Raw genomic sequence first — 14,292 nt, forward strand, 5'->3', positions numbered from 1 at the left:
ATCTCCTTATTGGTGTGTCTGCTATTGTAGTAATGGGAAAAAAACCCATTTACACATCACAAAGGCTGACGTCGCCTCACGTCCATGTGTGAAACTGATACAAATCCTGCTGAATTCGTCGTAAGTTCCTTGAGGGGAAAGGGAATCTGTATTGAGCGAAAAAACGCCTGACATGTTTTCGGACGCGTTGTCTGATCTGCTCGCACCACTTGCGCGGGCGATGGTTGCCCATGGTGTAACCGTTGGGGCGGTGACAGAATCAATGAAAGTGGCGCTTTTGAATGCGGCGATTGAGGCGCAGGGGGAAGACGTGTCGGACAGTCGGGTAAGTGTCATGACCGGATTGCATCGCAAGGATGTGCGCCGTCTGCGCTCGGACGCGCCGATGACGGATGGACGCAAAACCGCAAACCGGCTGGCACTGCTGATTGGGCACTGGGCCACAGCGCCGGATTTTCTGGGGGAAAACGACCGCCCCCGCGCATTGCCGCGCGATATATCTTCTGAAGGGCCGGGGTTTGACGATCTGGTGCGGCACGTGCGGTTGGATGCGGCCCCGGGAACGATGCGGCGGGCGCTGCTGGATCACGGTGCGGTTACAGAAGACGACGATGGCCGGCTGCACCTTGTCACCAATGCTTTGGTGCCCGGCGCCGGTTCGAAAGAGCTGGTCGCCGCATACCGTGCGACATTGACGACCCATATGACGGCTGCAACTCAGAACCTTCTGGCCGCACCCACCGAAACCCGCCATTTCGACCGTGTCGTGAAATATTCTCACCTCAGCGATGGCTCGGTCGCCGAGCTTGAGGCATTGGCGCGTGCGGAATCGCAAGCATTGCTAGAACGCCTGAATGCCCGCGCGCGTGAGCTGCAAGATCGTGACGCGGATCAGGGGGTACATGGCCGTTTCGCTGCCGGGGCGTATGTGCTGCCTGAACAAGACACCAAGAAGGACACGGAATGAGCTGGCTTCGAACATTTCTGTCTGCTGTCCTGATGCTGGCCGTGTCGACCGCGGCGATGGCGACGGAAGAGGACGAGCGTGAGGGTGGCATCCTTGGCACCGGCATTCTGGGCACGATTACCGCGCTGGGCTCAATCTATGTGAATGGTCAGCATATTCGCTTCGCGCCAGAGTTCGAGGTGACGGATGGCGTCACCGTCAGCACAGCGGCCCAATTGTTGCCCGGTCATACGGTCGCCGTGGTTGCTGCGCCTGACGGTGCGGGCTGGCAAGCATCTTATATTCGTCAGATCACCCCGCTTGTTGGCCCGGTACAGAGCATTTCGGATGGTCAATTCGACGTGTTGGGCACAACGATCCAGGCCGAGCCCAAGCTGATCGCAGGGTTGGGGCAGGGTGATATGGTTGCCATCAGCGGGTTGTGGCAGGAAGGGCAGGTCATAGCCTCGCGCATTGATCGGGTTGCCAATGACAGTCCCGCCCGGATCGAGGGCAGCGTCTTTGACGTCACGCCCGGTCAGCCACTGACCATTGGCGGGACAGAGATCACAGGGCTGTGGCCCACCCATATTCAGGATGGTCATGTTGTGCGGGTGGTTGGTTCGGCGAACGAAACGGGCATTCAGGTACAAAGCCTCGAGACCGGCGTGTTCGCTGCGACACCTCAGGTCATTCTGTCCGAGGGGTATTTCTCGGTCCCCACGGTGTCTGGGCTGTATACGCTGTTGGGGTCGGACCTTTTGTCCTATACGGATCAGCCGGGCATGATTGACCCCGTGGTGCGTCAACTGGTGTGCAGCCGTGATGGACAAATGTATCCGGTTCAGATCGATGACAGTACGCTGCCATCTGACATGTCCGCATGTTTTGCCCCGCCCACACAATAGACGACACAATAGATGCTGCGCGACTGACTGATGCTTGAAATCGGCGAAAAATGACGCTCTTTGACAATCTGCGTGGCCCCGGCGCTGCTATGGCGGGGCGTGGTCAGATAAGGAAGTAGTTATGGCGTTGTCTTTGGGTGTAGATACGGGTGGAACCTATACCGACGCGGTGTTGATCCGTGACGAGACCGACGTCATTGCCAGCGCCAAATCCCTGACCACACGCACGGATCTTGCCATTGGCATGGGCAAGGCCATTCAGGCGGTGCTGGAAAGTGCCGATGTTGCGCCTGCCGAGATTTCGATGGCGTCCCTCTCCACCACGCTTGCCACGAACGCCTTGGTCGAAGGTCAGGGCGGGCGTGTCGCGCTTATATATATTGGCTTTCGCGAAAGTGACCTTGAAAAACACGGGCTGCGGGACGCTTTGAAGGGCGACCCTGCCTTGGTGATTGCTGGCGGGCATAGCCATTCAGGCACTGAAGCGGCCAAGCTGGATCTTGACGCGCTTCATGCGTTTCTTACCGAGCATCACGGCATTTCAGGTTTTGCGGTCGCCGCGCAATTCGCCACCCGCAACCCGGCGCATGAACTGGCTGTGGCGCAGGCCATTGCCGATGTGACGGGCGCGCCGGTCACTTGCTCGCACCAACTGTCGTCCAAGCTGAACGGGCCAAAACGGGCTGTGACGGCGGTTTTGAATGCACGTCTGATCGGAATGATTGACCGGTTGATTGGTCGCGCGCAGGATACGCTTCGGAATATCGGGATCGAGGCGCCGATGATGGTTGTGCGGGGGGATGGCGCATTGATGAGCGCCGAGCAAGCGCGCGACCGCCCGATTGAAACCATTCTCAGTGGCCCAGCTGCCTCGATCGTTGGTGCGCGCTGGTTGACCAATGCCGAGAACGCGCTGGTCTCGGATATTGGCGGGACCACGACCGATATCGCTTTGATCCGTGATGGAAAGCCGATGATTGACCCCGCCGGGGCGCAGGTTGGCGGCTTTCGTACCATGGTCGAGGCCGTCGCCATGCGCACCCACGGTCTGGGTGGCGATAGTCAGGTGCATCCCGTTGCAGAAGGTTTGCAAGGTGGCGTCTTTCTGGGGCCGCGCCGGGTGCTTCCGGTGTCACTGATCGCGGCCGAGGCCCCAGATGCGGTGCATGCTGCGCTGGACGAGCAATTGCGGGCCAGTGCTCCGGGCGAGCATGACGCGCGGTTTGCGCGCCGGGTTCTGGGCGTCCCAACCGAAGGGGTTGATGCACGGGCCGAAACCATTCTTGAACGTCTTGGCGACGACATTATGCCCTTGAACATGTTGCTCAGAACCCGGTTAGAGGGCAGCGCGCTGACACGGTTGGTTGATCGTGGCATCGTGCAGGTGTCGGGCGTGACGCCTTCGGATGCCAGCCATGTTCTGGGCCGTCTGGATGCGTGGGATGCCGAGGCTGCCCGCAAAGGGCTGACGCTGTTTTCGCGTAAGCGTGTCGGCAGCGGCGACCGACTGGCGACCTCGCCTGAAGACATGGCGCAGAAAATCATTGACCAGATGACCGAACAAACGGCGCTGACCCTGTTGGAAACCGCTTTCGCCGAAGAGCAGGAGGATTTCGGCCTGCCGCCCGAGGTGCTGGCGCGCCATGTTCTAACCCGTTGCGGACTGGCGGGTCACCGTGGGTTGTTGGCATTGGATGCAGCGCTGAATGTTCAGATTGTCGGACTGGGCGCTTCGGCACCATCTTACTATCCGGCGGTCGGTGAACGGCTGCACTGCAAGATGCAGCTGCCCGAACATGCTGGCGTTGCGAACGCTGTCGGGGCTGTCGTCGGACGCGTCACCTTCCGCCGTTCGGGTACCGTCACCACCCCTGCCGAGGGAAAATACCGCGTTCACATGACGACCGGCCCGCAGGATTTCATGGACGCAGAGCAGGCCATGGTCGCAATGGAGGACTATCTGCGCGCGGATGCTCAAACTGCTGCAAAGGATGCTGGTGCAGAAGATATCCGTGTGATCGTCAATCGCGATATCCGCTCGGCTCAGATCGAGGGCCAGAACGTGTTTGTCGAGTGCACCGTAATGGTCGAAGCCAGCGGCAGACCCCGCGTCGCTTTGGGGTAAGTGCTCTACATGCTGAGTTTGCGTCCGGAGATGGCGCACCTAGCTATGTGGGGTCAGCAAAGCTGTCTTCCCAGTGTTCGCCCATCGCGACGATACACGATGTACCGTTGGCGTAGTTCTGAATAATCAACCAGTCTCCGCTGTGCAACGTTACCCAGACTTCCAGCGTGGTATCCGGGTCGCGCAATCCAATACCTCGGCGTTCGGCTCCAAGTGCATTTTTCAACGTGTCGGTAATTCTGGCGCGGTCATCGCACCTGATATCCGCTATTGAGGCTTGGGCCGTTAAAGGCGCCGTCAGACCGATCAGAGCTAAAAACACATGGCGAAAGAACATACGAGTAGGATAACCCGAGATGGCCAATAAAGTAACGGTTCTGTGGCGATGGGTGGATAGCCCTTCAATAACTAAGCTGCGTAGTCGTGCGGGTCGTCGGGGGTTGTCACATTACTGTTGCGCAACTGTTGCGTTATTGAATCATAAGCGTCACGAGTTTGTCGTCTAATCGCCCTATCCACCTCGGAAAAATACGAGGGCGATATGCTGCAGATTGACACGTTAACCAAGCGCTTCGGAGATAAGACCGCTGTAGATGCGGCCAATATCTTGGTCGAGAAGCCGACGATGATCGGGATCATCGGGCGTTCGGGTGCCGGGAAATCCACGCTGCTGCGCATGCTCAACCGCCTCAGCGATGCGACCGAGGGCAGCATTACCTTCGAAGGCGAGGATGTCACCTTGATGAAGGGTGCCGCCAAACGGGACTGGCAGTCGCGCTGCGCCATGATCTTCCAGCAGTTCAACCTTGTGCCGCGCATGGATGTGGTCTCGAACGTGTTGCATGGGACACTGAACAAGCGCTCGACCCTTGCGACGATATTCAACTTATATCCGCAGGCCGACATTCACAAAGCGATCGAGATCCTTGATCGACTGGGCATTGCCGAACAGGCTCCTAAACGCGCCGAGGCACTGTCAGGCGGACAGCAACAGCGTGTCGCCATTGCACGTGCCTTGATGCAGGACCCCAAGATTATTTTGGCGGACGAACCGATTGCGTCGCTTGACCCGATGAACGCACAGGTGGTGATGCAGTCGCTGCGTACCATCCACGAAGAAGATGGCCGCATGGTCATCGCCAATCTGCACACGCTGGATACTGCACGTCGTTATTGCGATCGCGTGATTGGAATGCGGGACGGGCGGATCGTTTTTGACGGTACGCCCGCGCAGCTGACCACCGGTGTGGCGCGCGATATCTATGGCGCTGGCGACGATTTTTCCGAAGCCGCCACATCCACTGAAATCGAAACTCTGGACAGACCCGAGGTCCGCGAGGCGGAAGCCTGGATCTGAGCCAGTTCACCCCGCGTGATTTGCGCGGGCCACCTTCATCAATCAATGGAGAACCTGATGAAAAAGACCCTCGCACTGGCACTTGCTGCCACGACTGCCATGAGCTCGGGCGCATTTGCCGAAGAGATCACCGAATTCCGCATCGGCCTGCTGGGTGGCGAAAACGCCCAAGACCGTGTGAACAGCTATCAGTGTCTGGCGGACTATGCCACCGAAGCGCTGGGCGTCCCGGTCAAGATCTTCACTCCTGCTGACTATAACGGCGTGATCCAGGGCCTGCTGGGCGGTTCGCTGGATATGTCGTGGTTGGGTGCTTCGTCCTATGCCGCCACCTATCTGCAGGACCCCGAAGCGGTCGAGCCAGTGCTGGTTAAGGTCAATCTGGATGGTTCGATCGGCTATCATTCGATCGGTTTCGCCCGTAAGGACAGCGGCATCACCTCGCTGGACGACATGGAAGGCAAAGTGTTTGGCTTCGGCGATCCGAACTCGACCTCTGGCTATCTGATCCCCTCGATCGAGATCCCGACATACAAAGACGGCATCACGATGGAATCGGGCGAGTATTTCGGCGAAGTAAAGTTCACCGGCGGTCACGAGCAGACCATTGTTGCTGTGAACAATGGCGACATCGACGGTGGCGTCACTTGGGCTGACGGTCAGGGTAACTGGGAAGACGGCTATAACTCGGGCGCGCTGCGCAAAGCCGTAGACGCAGGCCTGATCGACATGAACGATCTGGTTCAGATCTGGAAATCGGCCGTGATCCCTGAAGGTCCGGTTGTTCTGCGTAAAGCCCTGCCGGCTGACGTGAAAGCCAAAATGGTCGACCTGATCGACAACCTGTATGAGAACGATCCCGAGTGCTCGTACGGCGTGTTTGCTGGAGACAACCTAGGCGCTAAGCCGGTTACTCACGAGACCTACATCTCGATCGTTGAAGCGCGCAAAGCGAAGATCGGTAGCTAAGTCATTTTTATGGCGACATCGGTGGCCCTTCGGGGCTGCCGATATTTCTTTGCGGGGACGGAATGACAGATACAACAATCGGCACGGCGCCGCACAGCTTGGACAGCATCCAGTCCAGCTATATGGCTCAGGTACAAAAACGCAGGCTCTATGGTGGGCTGGCGCTTATGATCTTTGTCATCCTGATGGTGGCGGGCTTCAATGTTGCAGATCAACGCAATGCGGGCGGGTTCTGGGACGGGTTGCATCGTATCTTTGATTATCCCGCAGATGTGCTGTCAGAGGCATGGGAAAAACGCGCGGATCTTCCGGCGCTGATTGTCAAATACTTCCCCGCATTGATTGAGACAATCAACATCGCCGCCGTGTCGACCCTTTTCGGTGCCTTTGGAGGCTTGTTCTTGTCGTTGCTGGGTACACGAGGGCTGGCCAAGTGGCCGCGCCTGATCCCGGTGTTTCGCCGTATCTCGGACATCATGCGCGCCGTGCCGGAAATCGTCATTGCGCTGGTGTTGATCTTTGTGATGGGCGGTGGCCCGGTGCCTGCGATGATTGCGATCGCGATCCATACCGCTGGCGCGCTGGGCAAGATGTTTTCCGAAGTGGCCGAGAATGCCGATTTGAAACCTGTCGAGGGTTTGGCCTCGACCGGGGCGACATGGTCCCAGCGTATGCTCTTGGGAATCCTGCCGCAGGTTGCCCCGAATTACATCAGCTATGCCCTGCTGCGGTTCGAGATCAACATCCGCGCATCTGCCATCCTTGGTTTTGTTGGCGCAGGTGGTCTTGGCTACGAGTTGCGCAATGCAATGGCATGGGGCCCAGGTCGCTTTGACGAAGCGGGCGCGATCTTCGTTCTGCTGTTTGGCACCATCGTGTTCTTCGATCAGTTGTCCAGCCGCTTCCGTAACCGTCTGACCGAAGGACAGGGCCAATGAGTGCTATCGATCTTGATTTCGCAAAGCACAGCGCCGACTCGCTGTTTCAGCGCAAACGCCTGTTTGCCTTCAGCATTCCCGTCGCCATCGTGCTGTACTTCGTCTATATCTTTTTCGCCTTCGATATTGCGGGGCTTGCCGGGCGGATCAATCTGAACAATGCGGTCACGCTGGCCTCGGACAGTTGGTCCCACAAGGTGCACGTGACCCGCGACAATCGAAGCGGAGACGTCGTTTATTCCGTTGAGGGTGAGCGCAAGGGAACCTATCCAGATGGCCAGCGTCCCGATTGGGTCAGTGGGTCCGAAGTTACCACCATCGATCTGGGCCGCGACCATATTGTGCGCTATCTGCCTGAGAACCGGACCGAAGTTGAAATTCCCGGCTTCCCGCTGATCGAGGTGCAGGCCGAAGGGCGCACTCTGATCAGCAACTTGCCGCAGGAATTGCCCGACTGGATCTCGGCGTCGAACCGGCGGATTGCCATCACCACGCCCGAGGGTCGTATCACGCTGACGGGCGCGCGGTCGGAGGTTTTCAACTATTTCACCGGGTGGGAGCTGTTCTGGTTCACCCTCGACAGCCCATACTACGGGCAAGGGATTACGACGATCCTGTTTGGCGACCGTCTGGACCCCACGCGTTCGAATATCGCAGGGGCGCTGTCGGATTGGTGGAACAACCCGATGTGGCGGCACAAAGATGTCGCTTGGGCGATTGGCGAGACGATCCTGATGGCCTTTCTTGGCACGATGGGCGGGGCCATGATCGCGTTGCCTCTGGCCTTTCTGGCAGCCAAGCGGTTCTCACCGGTAATGGTGCTGCGCGCCGCAACCCGTCGTCTGTTTGACTTCGTGCGCGGTGTTGATGCGCTGATCTGGACGGTTGTGCTGGCGCGCGCCTTTGGCCCCGGCCCGCTGACGGGCGCATTGGCGATCCTGATCACGGATACGGGCACCTTCGGCAAAATCTTCTCGGAAGCGTTGGAAAATGTGGACCAGAAACAGATCGAGGGCATTAGCTCGACCGGGGCAAAGCCACTGCAACGCTATCGCTTCGGTGTGATCCCACAGGTGGTGCCGGTGCTGCTGGCGCAGATCCTGTATTTCCTGGAATCCAACACCCGTTCGGCGACCATCATCGGCGCGATCACCGGGGGCGGCATCGGTCTGATGCTGACCCAAGCCATCCAGACCCAGAAAGACTGGGAAGAAGTCGCCTATTATATCGTCCTGATCGTCATTATGGTGATGTTCATGGACTGGTTCTCGGGCTGGTTGCGCGGCAAACTGATCGGGCGCAAAGACTGATGGCGCGCTTGTCTGACACCCCGTTCATTCACCCGGAATGCGAGATCGTGGACAGCACTTTTGGTGCCTATGTCGAGATCGGGAAAGGCAGTCGTGTGACGGGCTCGGTGCTGGGTGACTACAGCTATTGCGACCGATATGCGGACATTGCCAATGCGCGGGTTGGGAAATTCTCGAACATCGCGGCGTTCTCGCGGATTGGGGCGACGGATCATCCGCTGGACACGGCCTCGTGCCATCATTTTCTGTATCGGTCGGATGACTATTGGGATGATGCGGGACGGGATCAGGAGTTCTTTGCACATCGTAAATCCCGCGTGGCCCATATCGGGCATGACACATGGATCGGTGCGGGGGCGATGATTAAGCCTGAGGTAACAGTAGGCCACGGGGCGGTTGTCGCCGCGGGTGCTGTGGTGACCAAGGATGTGGATCCTTACACCATCGTGGCCGGGACGCCCGCAAAGCCTTTGCGCCTGCGCCAGTCCCGCGACGTCGCGGATCGTTTGATTGCGCTGGCGTGGTGGGATTGGTCGCATGATGCGATCCGCGCTGCGCTTCAGGATTTCCGCACGCTGCCCGCCGAGGTATTCTTGGAGCGCTACGAAGACTAGCGTTACTCCTCTAACGTCAGCGTCACCCGATCCCCGGCGAACCATGTCCGCCCGTATTCCACCGGCTGGCCCGCGTCATCCACATTGACGCCCGAGGATTTCAGCAGCGGATCGCCTTCGTTCACGTTCAGATGCAAGGCCTGTGTGGCCGACGCGCGCACCGCTGTCAGCCGTGTCGTGGCACGGGTGTAGTCGGCAATGCCCTGTGACTGCAGGGCTTTGGTCACACTGCTGTTGTCTTGGAACGCGGCACTGATGCCGGGCAGGCGGGTGAGCGGGAACAGGCTTTCAAAGACGGCAATCGGCTGACCATCCGACAGCGACAGGCCGTGATAGGTGCAGATCATATCGCCGGGCGCGATATGCAGGGCTGCTGCCTCGCCCTCGGTTGCGGCACGTTCTTCGATATCCAGCACACGTTTGTCCGGTCTGCGCCCCGCAGCAATCAGGTTCTCGTGAAACCGGACGCGTTTGCCAATTGGATAGTCTGTGGGCGTTGCGGCGACGAACGCGCCGGATCCGCGCCGGGTTCGGATCAGCCCCTCATCCACCAAGGCCGAGATGCCGTGTCGCACCGTGTGACGGTTGACGCCGAACCGTTCCGCCAGCGCGCTTTCGGTTGGCAGCTTGTCTCCGGGCTTGTATCGCCCTTCGGCCAGATCACCGCGCAACGCGCTGGCGATGGCCTGCCAGATCGGGGTCTTCGAAGGGGCAGTGTCACGCAATCTTCACAAATCTCCGCTGTCTTCATAGGCCGTTTGTGGTAATATGTGTATAGTTGTATAGGAATGGGAAAAGTTGTCGAGATGAAAGACGCTTTTGATGGAAATAATCCTCGTAAGGATTGGATGAGCCTTCTGGCTAAGGCCCCCGAAGGGCGGATTTCGGCGCTGTTGGATACGGCGCAGGCGCGTCCTGGCTTCACTTGGCTGCGTGCGCCCGAGATCGGTAGTACGATGGTACGTGGCCGTGCGGGTGCCACCGGCGCGCCCTTTAATCTGGGCGAGGTGACGGTTACGCGCTGCGCGCTGACCCTGCCCAGCGGCGAGGTCGGGCATGCCTATATCCAAGGCCGCCGCAAGTCGGATGCCGAGGCCGCAGCGCTGGTGGATGCCTTGATGCAAACAGATGCCGCGGACGCCCTGCGCGCTTCGGTTCTGGACCCGCTGATGCAAGAGCTGACCGCCGCAAAAGCGGCCCGTGCGGCCAAGGCGGCAGCAACGAAAGTTGAATTCTTCACATTGGCACGAGGAGAGGACTGATGCAGGCAGACACTCTATCTGGCGGTTTCGCCGACCCGGCAATCCAGTCAGCCCACGCCTTTCGCAGCGTGATGGAGGCGATGGCCCGCCCCGGCACGCTGCAGGATATCGCCGGGGCCACGCCGCCCGCGCCACTGTCGAACGCGGCGGGGGCGGTGTTGTTGACACTTTGCGACACGGAAACGCCAATCTATTTGGCCGGGGATGTGGATTGCGACGCGGTGCGGGCGTGGATCGCTTTTCATACTGGCGCGCCGATCACCGGTCCCGCGACCTGCATGTTTGCGCTGGGAACCTGGCAGGCGTTGATGCCCCTGTCCGTCTATCCGATCGGGACGGCGCAATATCCCGACCGCTCTGCTACGCTGGTTGTCGAGACGCCCGACCTGACCCAGACGGGCGCGACCCTGACTGGCCCGGGCATCAAGACCAGCGCGTCCTTGTCCTTGCCTGATGATGCGGCTTTCCAAGCCAATCATGTGCATTTCCCGCTGGGACTTGATTTCATCTTCACCAGTGGTGACCGCCTTGCCGCGCTGCCACGAACGACCGAGGTGCAATAATGTATGTTGCTGTAAAAGGAGGCGAGCGCGCGATTGAAAGCGCCCATGCCTGGCTGGCCGAGGAACGCCGGGGCGACACCTCGGTTGCGGAACTGAGCATCGCACAAATTCGCGAACAGCTTAGCCTTGCCGTCAATCGCGTCATGGCCGAAGGCTCGCTGTATGATCCTGACCTTGCGGCGCTGGCGATCAAGCAGGCGCGCGGCGATCTGATCGAGGCAATCTTCCTGATCCGCGCGTACCGCACGACGTTGCCCCGGTTTGGGGCGTCTAACCCCGTCGATACGGGCGCGATGGCCTGTGATCGTCGTATCTCGGCCACGTTCAAGGATCTGCCGGGCGGGCAGGTTCTGGGTCCGACCTTCGACTATACTCACCGCCTGCTGGACTTCACGTTGGCGGCCAATGGCGAGGTGCCCGAGGCCCCGACCCGCAGCGCAGCCCCTGCTGACGTTCCCCATGTGACCGAGTTTCTGAACCAAGAGGGCCTGATCGAAGAGGCGCCGCTGGACGACACCACCCCGCCCGATCTGACGCGCGAGCCGTTAGAGATGCCCGCCGAACGCGCCCTGCGCTTGCAGGCCCTGACCCGTGCGGATGAGGGCTTTACGCTGGGAATGGCTTATTCCACGCAACGCGGCTATGGCCGGAACCATGCCTTCGTGGGCGAGCTGCGGATCGGCGCGGTGCCCGTCGAGATGGAGATCCCCGAGCTGGGCTTTGCTGTCGAGATTGGCGAGGTGACGCTGACCGAATGCGAGACGGTGAACCAGTTCAAAGGTTCAAAAACCGAGCCACCGCAATTCACACGAGGTTACGGGCTGGTCTTTGGGCAGACCGAGCGCAAGGCAATCTCGATGGCGCTTGTGGACCGCGCATTGCGTTGGGAAGAGCTGGGCGAGGACAATGAAGGCGCGCCTGCACAGGACGCGGAATTCGTCCTGTATCACGCGGATAATATTCAGGCGACGGGCTTTCTGGAGCACATCAAACTGCCCCACTATGTCGATTTCCAGTCCGAGCTTGAGCTGGTGCGCAAGCTGCGCCGCGAGGCCGGGGCAGACCAGATGCAGGAGGCCGCGGAATGAAGCATGTTGTCTTCGATATCGGTGCGGTTTTGATTGACTGGAATCCGGCTTTGGCGTGGAGCGACGAGCTGGGCGAGGCTGAAGCCCGCGCATTCCTTGACCGGGCCCATTTCGACAAGCTGAACTATGCCTGCGATGCAGGCGCGACCTTTGCTGAAGCCGCTGGGCTTCTGCCGGATGCCGATGATGCGGCGCGGCTGGCGCAATATGTGGAACGTTACGGGCGCACGGTTCCGGCGAAAATCGCGGGCACGTGGGATATCCTTTATGCGTTGAAAGACGCAGGTGTAAGGGTCTTCGCCATCACCAATTGGTCCGCCGAGACATGGCCCGAGGGCTGCAAAGTGCATCCCGAACTGGCCGAGGTCTTCGAAACCACGATCGTCTCGGGTCAGGTCGGCATGGTGAAGCCCAGCGTCGCGATCTATCAGCACTTCTGCGCCAAGGCCGGGGTGAAGCCCGCGGACTGCATTTTCACAGATGACGGATTGCATAACTGTCTGGGCGCGAAGGCCGCCGGCATGGATGCGATCCATTTCACAGGCCCTGATGCGCTTGCGGCAGGCCTGAAAACACGGGGGATTCTATGACGGAAAGCGCTTACAACTTCGCCTATCTGGACGAACAAACGAAACGTATGATCCGGCGCGCCATTCTGAAAGGTCTGGCTATTCCCGGCTATCAGGTGCCTTTCGCCAGCCGCGAGATGCCGATGCCCTATGGTTGGGGCACAGGGGGCGTGCAGGTCTCGGCCGCGGTGTTGACGCCCGAGGACCGTTTCAAGGTGATCGACCAAGGCGCCGACGACACGACCAATGCCGTGTCGATCCGCACCTTCTTTGAACGCACGGCGCAGGTGGCCACGACCACCAAGACCGCGCAGGCTAGCGTTATCCAGACCCGTCACCGGATCCCGGAAGAGAAGCTGAGCGAAGGTCAGATTCTTGTCTATCAGGTGCCGATCCCGGAACCCTTGCGCTTTCTTGAACCGCGTGAAAGCGAGACCCGTAAGATGCATGCGCTTGAGGAATATGGGCTGATGCATGTGAAGCTTTACGAAGACATCAGCCGCCACGGCCATATCGCCACCTCTTATGCCTACCCGGTGAAGGTCGAGGGGCGTTATGTGATGGACCCGTCTCCGATCCCGAAATTCGACAACCCCAAGCTTGGCGACATGGCCGCGATCCAGTTGTTTGGCGCGGGGCGCGAACAACGCATCTATGCGCTGCCGCCCTATACGGATGTCGTCAGTCTGGATTTCGAGGATCACCCGTTTGAAGCCTCGAAAGCGGATCACCCTTGCGCGCTTTGCGGGGCCGAGCACAGCTATCTTGACGAGGTGATTACCGACGATGCGGGCGGGCGTATGTTCGTCTGCTCGGACACTGATTTTTGCGAGGCCCGGCAGGCCGCCGGTCACACAGGAAAGGACGCGGCATGACACCTTTGTTGTCCGTTCAGGGAATTACCAAACTTTACGGCAGTCACATTGGCTGCGCTGATGTCTCGTTCGAACTGTATCCCGGCGAGGTGATGGGCATTGTCGGCGAAAGTGGCTCGGGCAAGTCGACGCTTCTGAATTGCATGGCGGGGCATTTGAAGCCTGACGCGGGCGCGGTGGTATTTGACACCCGTGCCGATGGCCCGCGTGATACGGTAACCATGTCCGAGCCCGAACGCCGGATGCTGAGCCGCACCGATTGGGCATTCGTCCACCAGCACGCCCGTGATGGGCTGCGCATGGGCGTTAGTGCTGGCGGCAATGTTGGTGAGCGCCTGATGGCTGTGGGTGATCGCCACTATGGCAATATCCGCGATAAGGCCACCGACTGGCTGGAACGGGTCGAGATCGACGCATCCCGAGTGGATGATCGCCCGACGACCTTCTCGGGTGGCATGCAGCAGCGTTTGCAGATCGCACGCAATTTGGTCACCGGGCCGCGTCTGGTTTTCATGGATGAACCGACCGGAGGGCTGGATGTCTCGGTCCAGGCGCGTCTTCTGGACCTGCTGCGCGGTCTTGTTCGCGACATGGGATTGTCTGCGATCATCGTGACCCATGACCTTGCCGTGGTGCGCCTTTTGGCGGACCGGTTGATGGTCATGAAGTCGGGCCGCGTGGTCGAGGCGGGTCTCACCGACCAGGTGCTGGATGATCCGCAGCACGCCTATAGCCAACTTCTTGTTAGCTCTGTTTTGCAGGTATGAG

General features: G+C 59.6%; 16 protein-coding genes. 14 read left to right on the forward strand and 2 right to left on the reverse strand.

Annotation, left to right across the window (positions count from 1 at the left end; translation table 11 throughout):
- The first annotated feature begins 151 nt into the window (after positions 1 to 151).
- The 3 genes from FIL88_RS11160 (at position 152) to FIL88_RS11170 (ending at position 3,979) form a co-directional block, all read left to right on the forward strand.
- Positions 152 to 967 carry a DUF6502 family protein gene (locus FIL88_RS11160; protein WP_221931144.1) on the forward strand — a complete coding sequence of 272 codons (816 nt, stop codon included), beginning with the start codon at positions 152 to 154 and terminating at the stop codon, positions 965 to 967.
- Complete coding sequence (locus FIL88_RS11165; protein ID WP_142853951.1) at positions 964 to 1,854, forward strand: DUF5666 domain-containing protein; 891 nt, start codon at positions 964 to 966, stop codon at positions 1,852 to 1,854. The genes FIL88_RS11160 and FIL88_RS11165 overlap by 4 nt, the downstream gene beginning before the upstream one ends.
- A 121-nt stretch (positions 1,855 to 1,975) precedes the next feature.
- Positions 1,976 to 3,979 carry a hydantoinase/oxoprolinase family protein gene (locus FIL88_RS11170; RefSeq protein WP_142853952.1) on the forward strand — a complete coding sequence of 668 codons (2,004 nt, stop codon included), beginning with the start codon at positions 1,976 to 1,978 and terminating at the stop codon, positions 3,977 to 3,979.
- A gap of 43 nt (positions 3,980 to 4,022) precedes the next feature.
- On the opposite strand, the gene FIL88_RS16710 is transcribed toward FIL88_RS11170, so the two are convergent.
- Positions 4,023 to 4,205: a hypothetical protein gene (locus FIL88_RS16710; protein WP_185960916.1), complete on the reverse strand. Its 183-nt coding sequence runs from the start codon at positions 4,203 to 4,205 to the stop codon at positions 4,023 to 4,025.
- Positions 4,206 to 4,520: 315 nt separating this feature from the next.
- Between FIL88_RS16710 and phnC the strand changes: the two genes are divergently transcribed.
- The 5 genes from phnC to FIL88_RS11200 all read left to right on the forward strand — a co-directional run bounded on the left by phnC (position 4,521) and on the right by FIL88_RS11200 (position 9,167).
- Positions 4,521 to 5,336, forward strand: a complete 816-nt coding sequence (phnC, locus tag FIL88_RS11180) for a phosphonate ABC transporter ATP-binding protein (protein WP_142853954.1) — start codon at positions 4,521 to 4,523, stop codon at positions 5,334 to 5,336.
- Positions 5,337 to 5,393: 57 nt separating this feature from the next.
- Positions 5,394 to 6,305 (forward strand): phosphonate ABC transporter substrate-binding protein, encoded by a 912-nt coding sequence (phnD, locus tag FIL88_RS11185; RefSeq protein ID WP_142853955.1) that lies wholly within the window; start codon positions 5,394 to 5,396, stop codon positions 6,303 to 6,305.
- Between the two features lie 62 nt (positions 6,306 to 6,367).
- Complete coding sequence (gene phnE / locus FIL88_RS11190) at positions 6,368 to 7,243, forward strand: phosphonate ABC transporter, permease protein PhnE (RefSeq protein ID WP_142853956.1); 876 nt, start codon at positions 6,368 to 6,370, stop codon at positions 7,241 to 7,243.
- The gene (gene phnE, locus FIL88_RS11195; protein WP_142853957.1) at positions 7,240 to 8,553 is read left to right on the forward strand and encodes a phosphonate ABC transporter, permease protein PhnE; all 1,314 of its coding nucleotides are present in this window, start codon (positions 7,240 to 7,242) and stop codon (positions 8,551 to 8,553) included. The genes phnE (FIL88_RS11190) and phnE (FIL88_RS11195) overlap by 4 nt, the downstream gene beginning before the upstream one ends.
- Positions 8,553 to 9,167 (forward strand): LbetaH domain-containing protein, encoded by a 615-nt coding sequence (locus FIL88_RS11200; protein WP_142853958.1) that lies wholly within the window; start codon positions 8,553 to 8,555, stop codon positions 9,165 to 9,167. Before phnE (FIL88_RS11195) ends, FIL88_RS11200 begins: the two co-directional genes overlap by 1 nt.
- Before the next feature lie 2 nt (positions 9,168 to 9,169).
- Here the strand turns inward: FIL88_RS11200 and phnF are convergent, their stop codons facing one another.
- Positions 9,170 to 9,892 (reverse strand): phosphonate metabolism transcriptional regulator PhnF, encoded by a 723-nt coding sequence (gene phnF / locus FIL88_RS11205; RefSeq protein ID WP_142853959.1) that lies wholly within the window; start codon positions 9,890 to 9,892, stop codon positions 9,170 to 9,172.
- A gap of 81 nt (positions 9,893 to 9,973) precedes the next feature.
- Between phnF and phnG the strand changes: the two genes are divergently transcribed.
- The 6 genes from phnG to phnK are packed head-to-tail and all read left to right on the forward strand — an operon-like array spanning position 9,974 to position 14,291.
- The gene (phnG, locus tag FIL88_RS11210) at positions 9,974 to 10,429 is read left to right on the forward strand and encodes a phosphonate C-P lyase system protein PhnG (RefSeq protein ID WP_142853960.1); all 456 of its coding nucleotides are present in this window, start codon (positions 9,974 to 9,976) and stop codon (positions 10,427 to 10,429) included.
- Positions 10,429 to 10,992 carry a phosphonate C-P lyase system protein PhnH gene (phnH, locus tag FIL88_RS11215; protein ID WP_142853961.1) on the forward strand — a complete coding sequence of 188 codons (564 nt, stop codon included), beginning with the start codon at positions 10,429 to 10,431 and terminating at the stop codon, positions 10,990 to 10,992. Before phnG ends, phnH begins: the two co-directional genes overlap by 1 nt.
- The gene (locus FIL88_RS11220) at positions 10,992 to 12,080 is read left to right on the forward strand and encodes a carbon-phosphorus lyase complex subunit (RefSeq protein WP_142853962.1); all 1,089 of its coding nucleotides are present in this window, start codon (positions 10,992 to 10,994) and stop codon (positions 12,078 to 12,080) included. Before phnH ends, FIL88_RS11220 begins: the two co-directional genes overlap by 1 nt.
- A complete protein-coding gene (locus FIL88_RS11225) occupies positions 12,077 to 12,670 on the forward strand; it encodes an HAD family hydrolase (protein WP_142853963.1) in 594 nt (197 codons plus the stop codon). Before FIL88_RS11220 ends, FIL88_RS11225 begins: the two co-directional genes overlap by 4 nt.
- On the forward strand, positions 12,667 to 13,524 hold the full coding sequence (locus FIL88_RS11230) for an alpha-D-ribose 1-methylphosphonate 5-phosphate C-P-lyase PhnJ (RefSeq protein WP_142853964.1): 858 nt from the start codon (positions 12,667 to 12,669) through the stop codon (positions 13,522 to 13,524). Before FIL88_RS11225 ends, FIL88_RS11230 begins: the two co-directional genes overlap by 4 nt.
- Positions 13,521 to 14,291, forward strand: coding sequence for a phosphonate C-P lyase system protein PhnK (gene phnK / locus FIL88_RS11235; protein WP_142853965.1), 771 nt, complete (start codon positions 13,521 to 13,523; stop codon positions 14,289 to 14,291). The genes FIL88_RS11230 and phnK overlap by 4 nt, the downstream gene beginning before the upstream one ends.
- Position 14,292 lies beyond the last annotated feature (1 nt).

It is taken from the genome of Aliiroseovarius halocynthiae, from assembly GCF_007004645.1.
Taxonomy (GTDB): domain Bacteria; phylum Pseudomonadota; class Alphaproteobacteria; order Rhodobacterales; family Rhodobacteraceae; genus Aliiroseovarius; species Aliiroseovarius halocynthiae.

Excerpts from the sequence above, each read along its gene's own strand:
- FIL88_RS11165 (WP_142853951.1), top strand. The coding sequence starts at position 964 with ATGAGCTGGCTTCGAACATTTCTGTCTGCTGTCCTGATGCTGGCCGTG.
- FIL88_RS11170 (WP_142853952.1), top strand. The coding sequence starts at position 1,976 with ATGGCGTTGTCTTTGGGTGTAGATACGGGTGGAACCTATACCGACGCG.
- phnC (WP_142853954.1), top strand. The coding sequence starts at position 4,521 with ATGCTGCAGATTGACACGTTAACCAAGCGCTTCGGAGATAAGACCGCT.
- phnD (WP_142853955.1), top strand. The coding sequence starts at position 5,394 with ATGAAAAAGACCCTCGCACTGGCACTTGCTGCCACGACTGCCATGAGC.
- phnE (WP_142853956.1), top strand. The coding sequence starts at position 6,368 with ATGACAGATACAACAATCGGCACGGCGCCGCACAGCTTGGACAGCATC.
- phnE (WP_142853957.1), top strand. The coding sequence starts at position 7,240 with ATGAGTGCTATCGATCTTGATTTCGCAAAGCACAGCGCCGACTCGCTG.
- FIL88_RS11200 (WP_142853958.1), top strand. The coding sequence starts at position 8,553 with ATGGCGCGCTTGTCTGACACCCCGTTCATTCACCCGGAATGCGAGATC.
- phnG (WP_142853960.1), top strand. The coding sequence starts at position 9,974 with ATGAAAGACGCTTTTGATGGAAATAATCCTCGTAAGGATTGGATGAGC.
- phnH (WP_142853961.1), top strand. The coding sequence starts at position 10,429 with ATGCAGGCAGACACTCTATCTGGCGGTTTCGCCGACCCGGCAATCCAG.
- FIL88_RS11220 (WP_142853962.1), top strand. The coding sequence starts at position 10,992 with ATGTATGTTGCTGTAAAAGGAGGCGAGCGCGCGATTGAAAGCGCCCAT.
- FIL88_RS11225 (WP_142853963.1), top strand. The coding sequence starts at position 12,077 with ATGAAGCATGTTGTCTTCGATATCGGTGCGGTTTTGATTGACTGGAAT.
- FIL88_RS11230 (WP_142853964.1), top strand. The coding sequence starts at position 12,667 with ATGACGGAAAGCGCTTACAACTTCGCCTATCTGGACGAACAAACGAAA.
- phnK (WP_142853965.1), top strand. The coding sequence starts at position 13,521 with ATGACACCTTTGTTGTCCGTTCAGGGAATTACCAAACTTTACGGCAGT.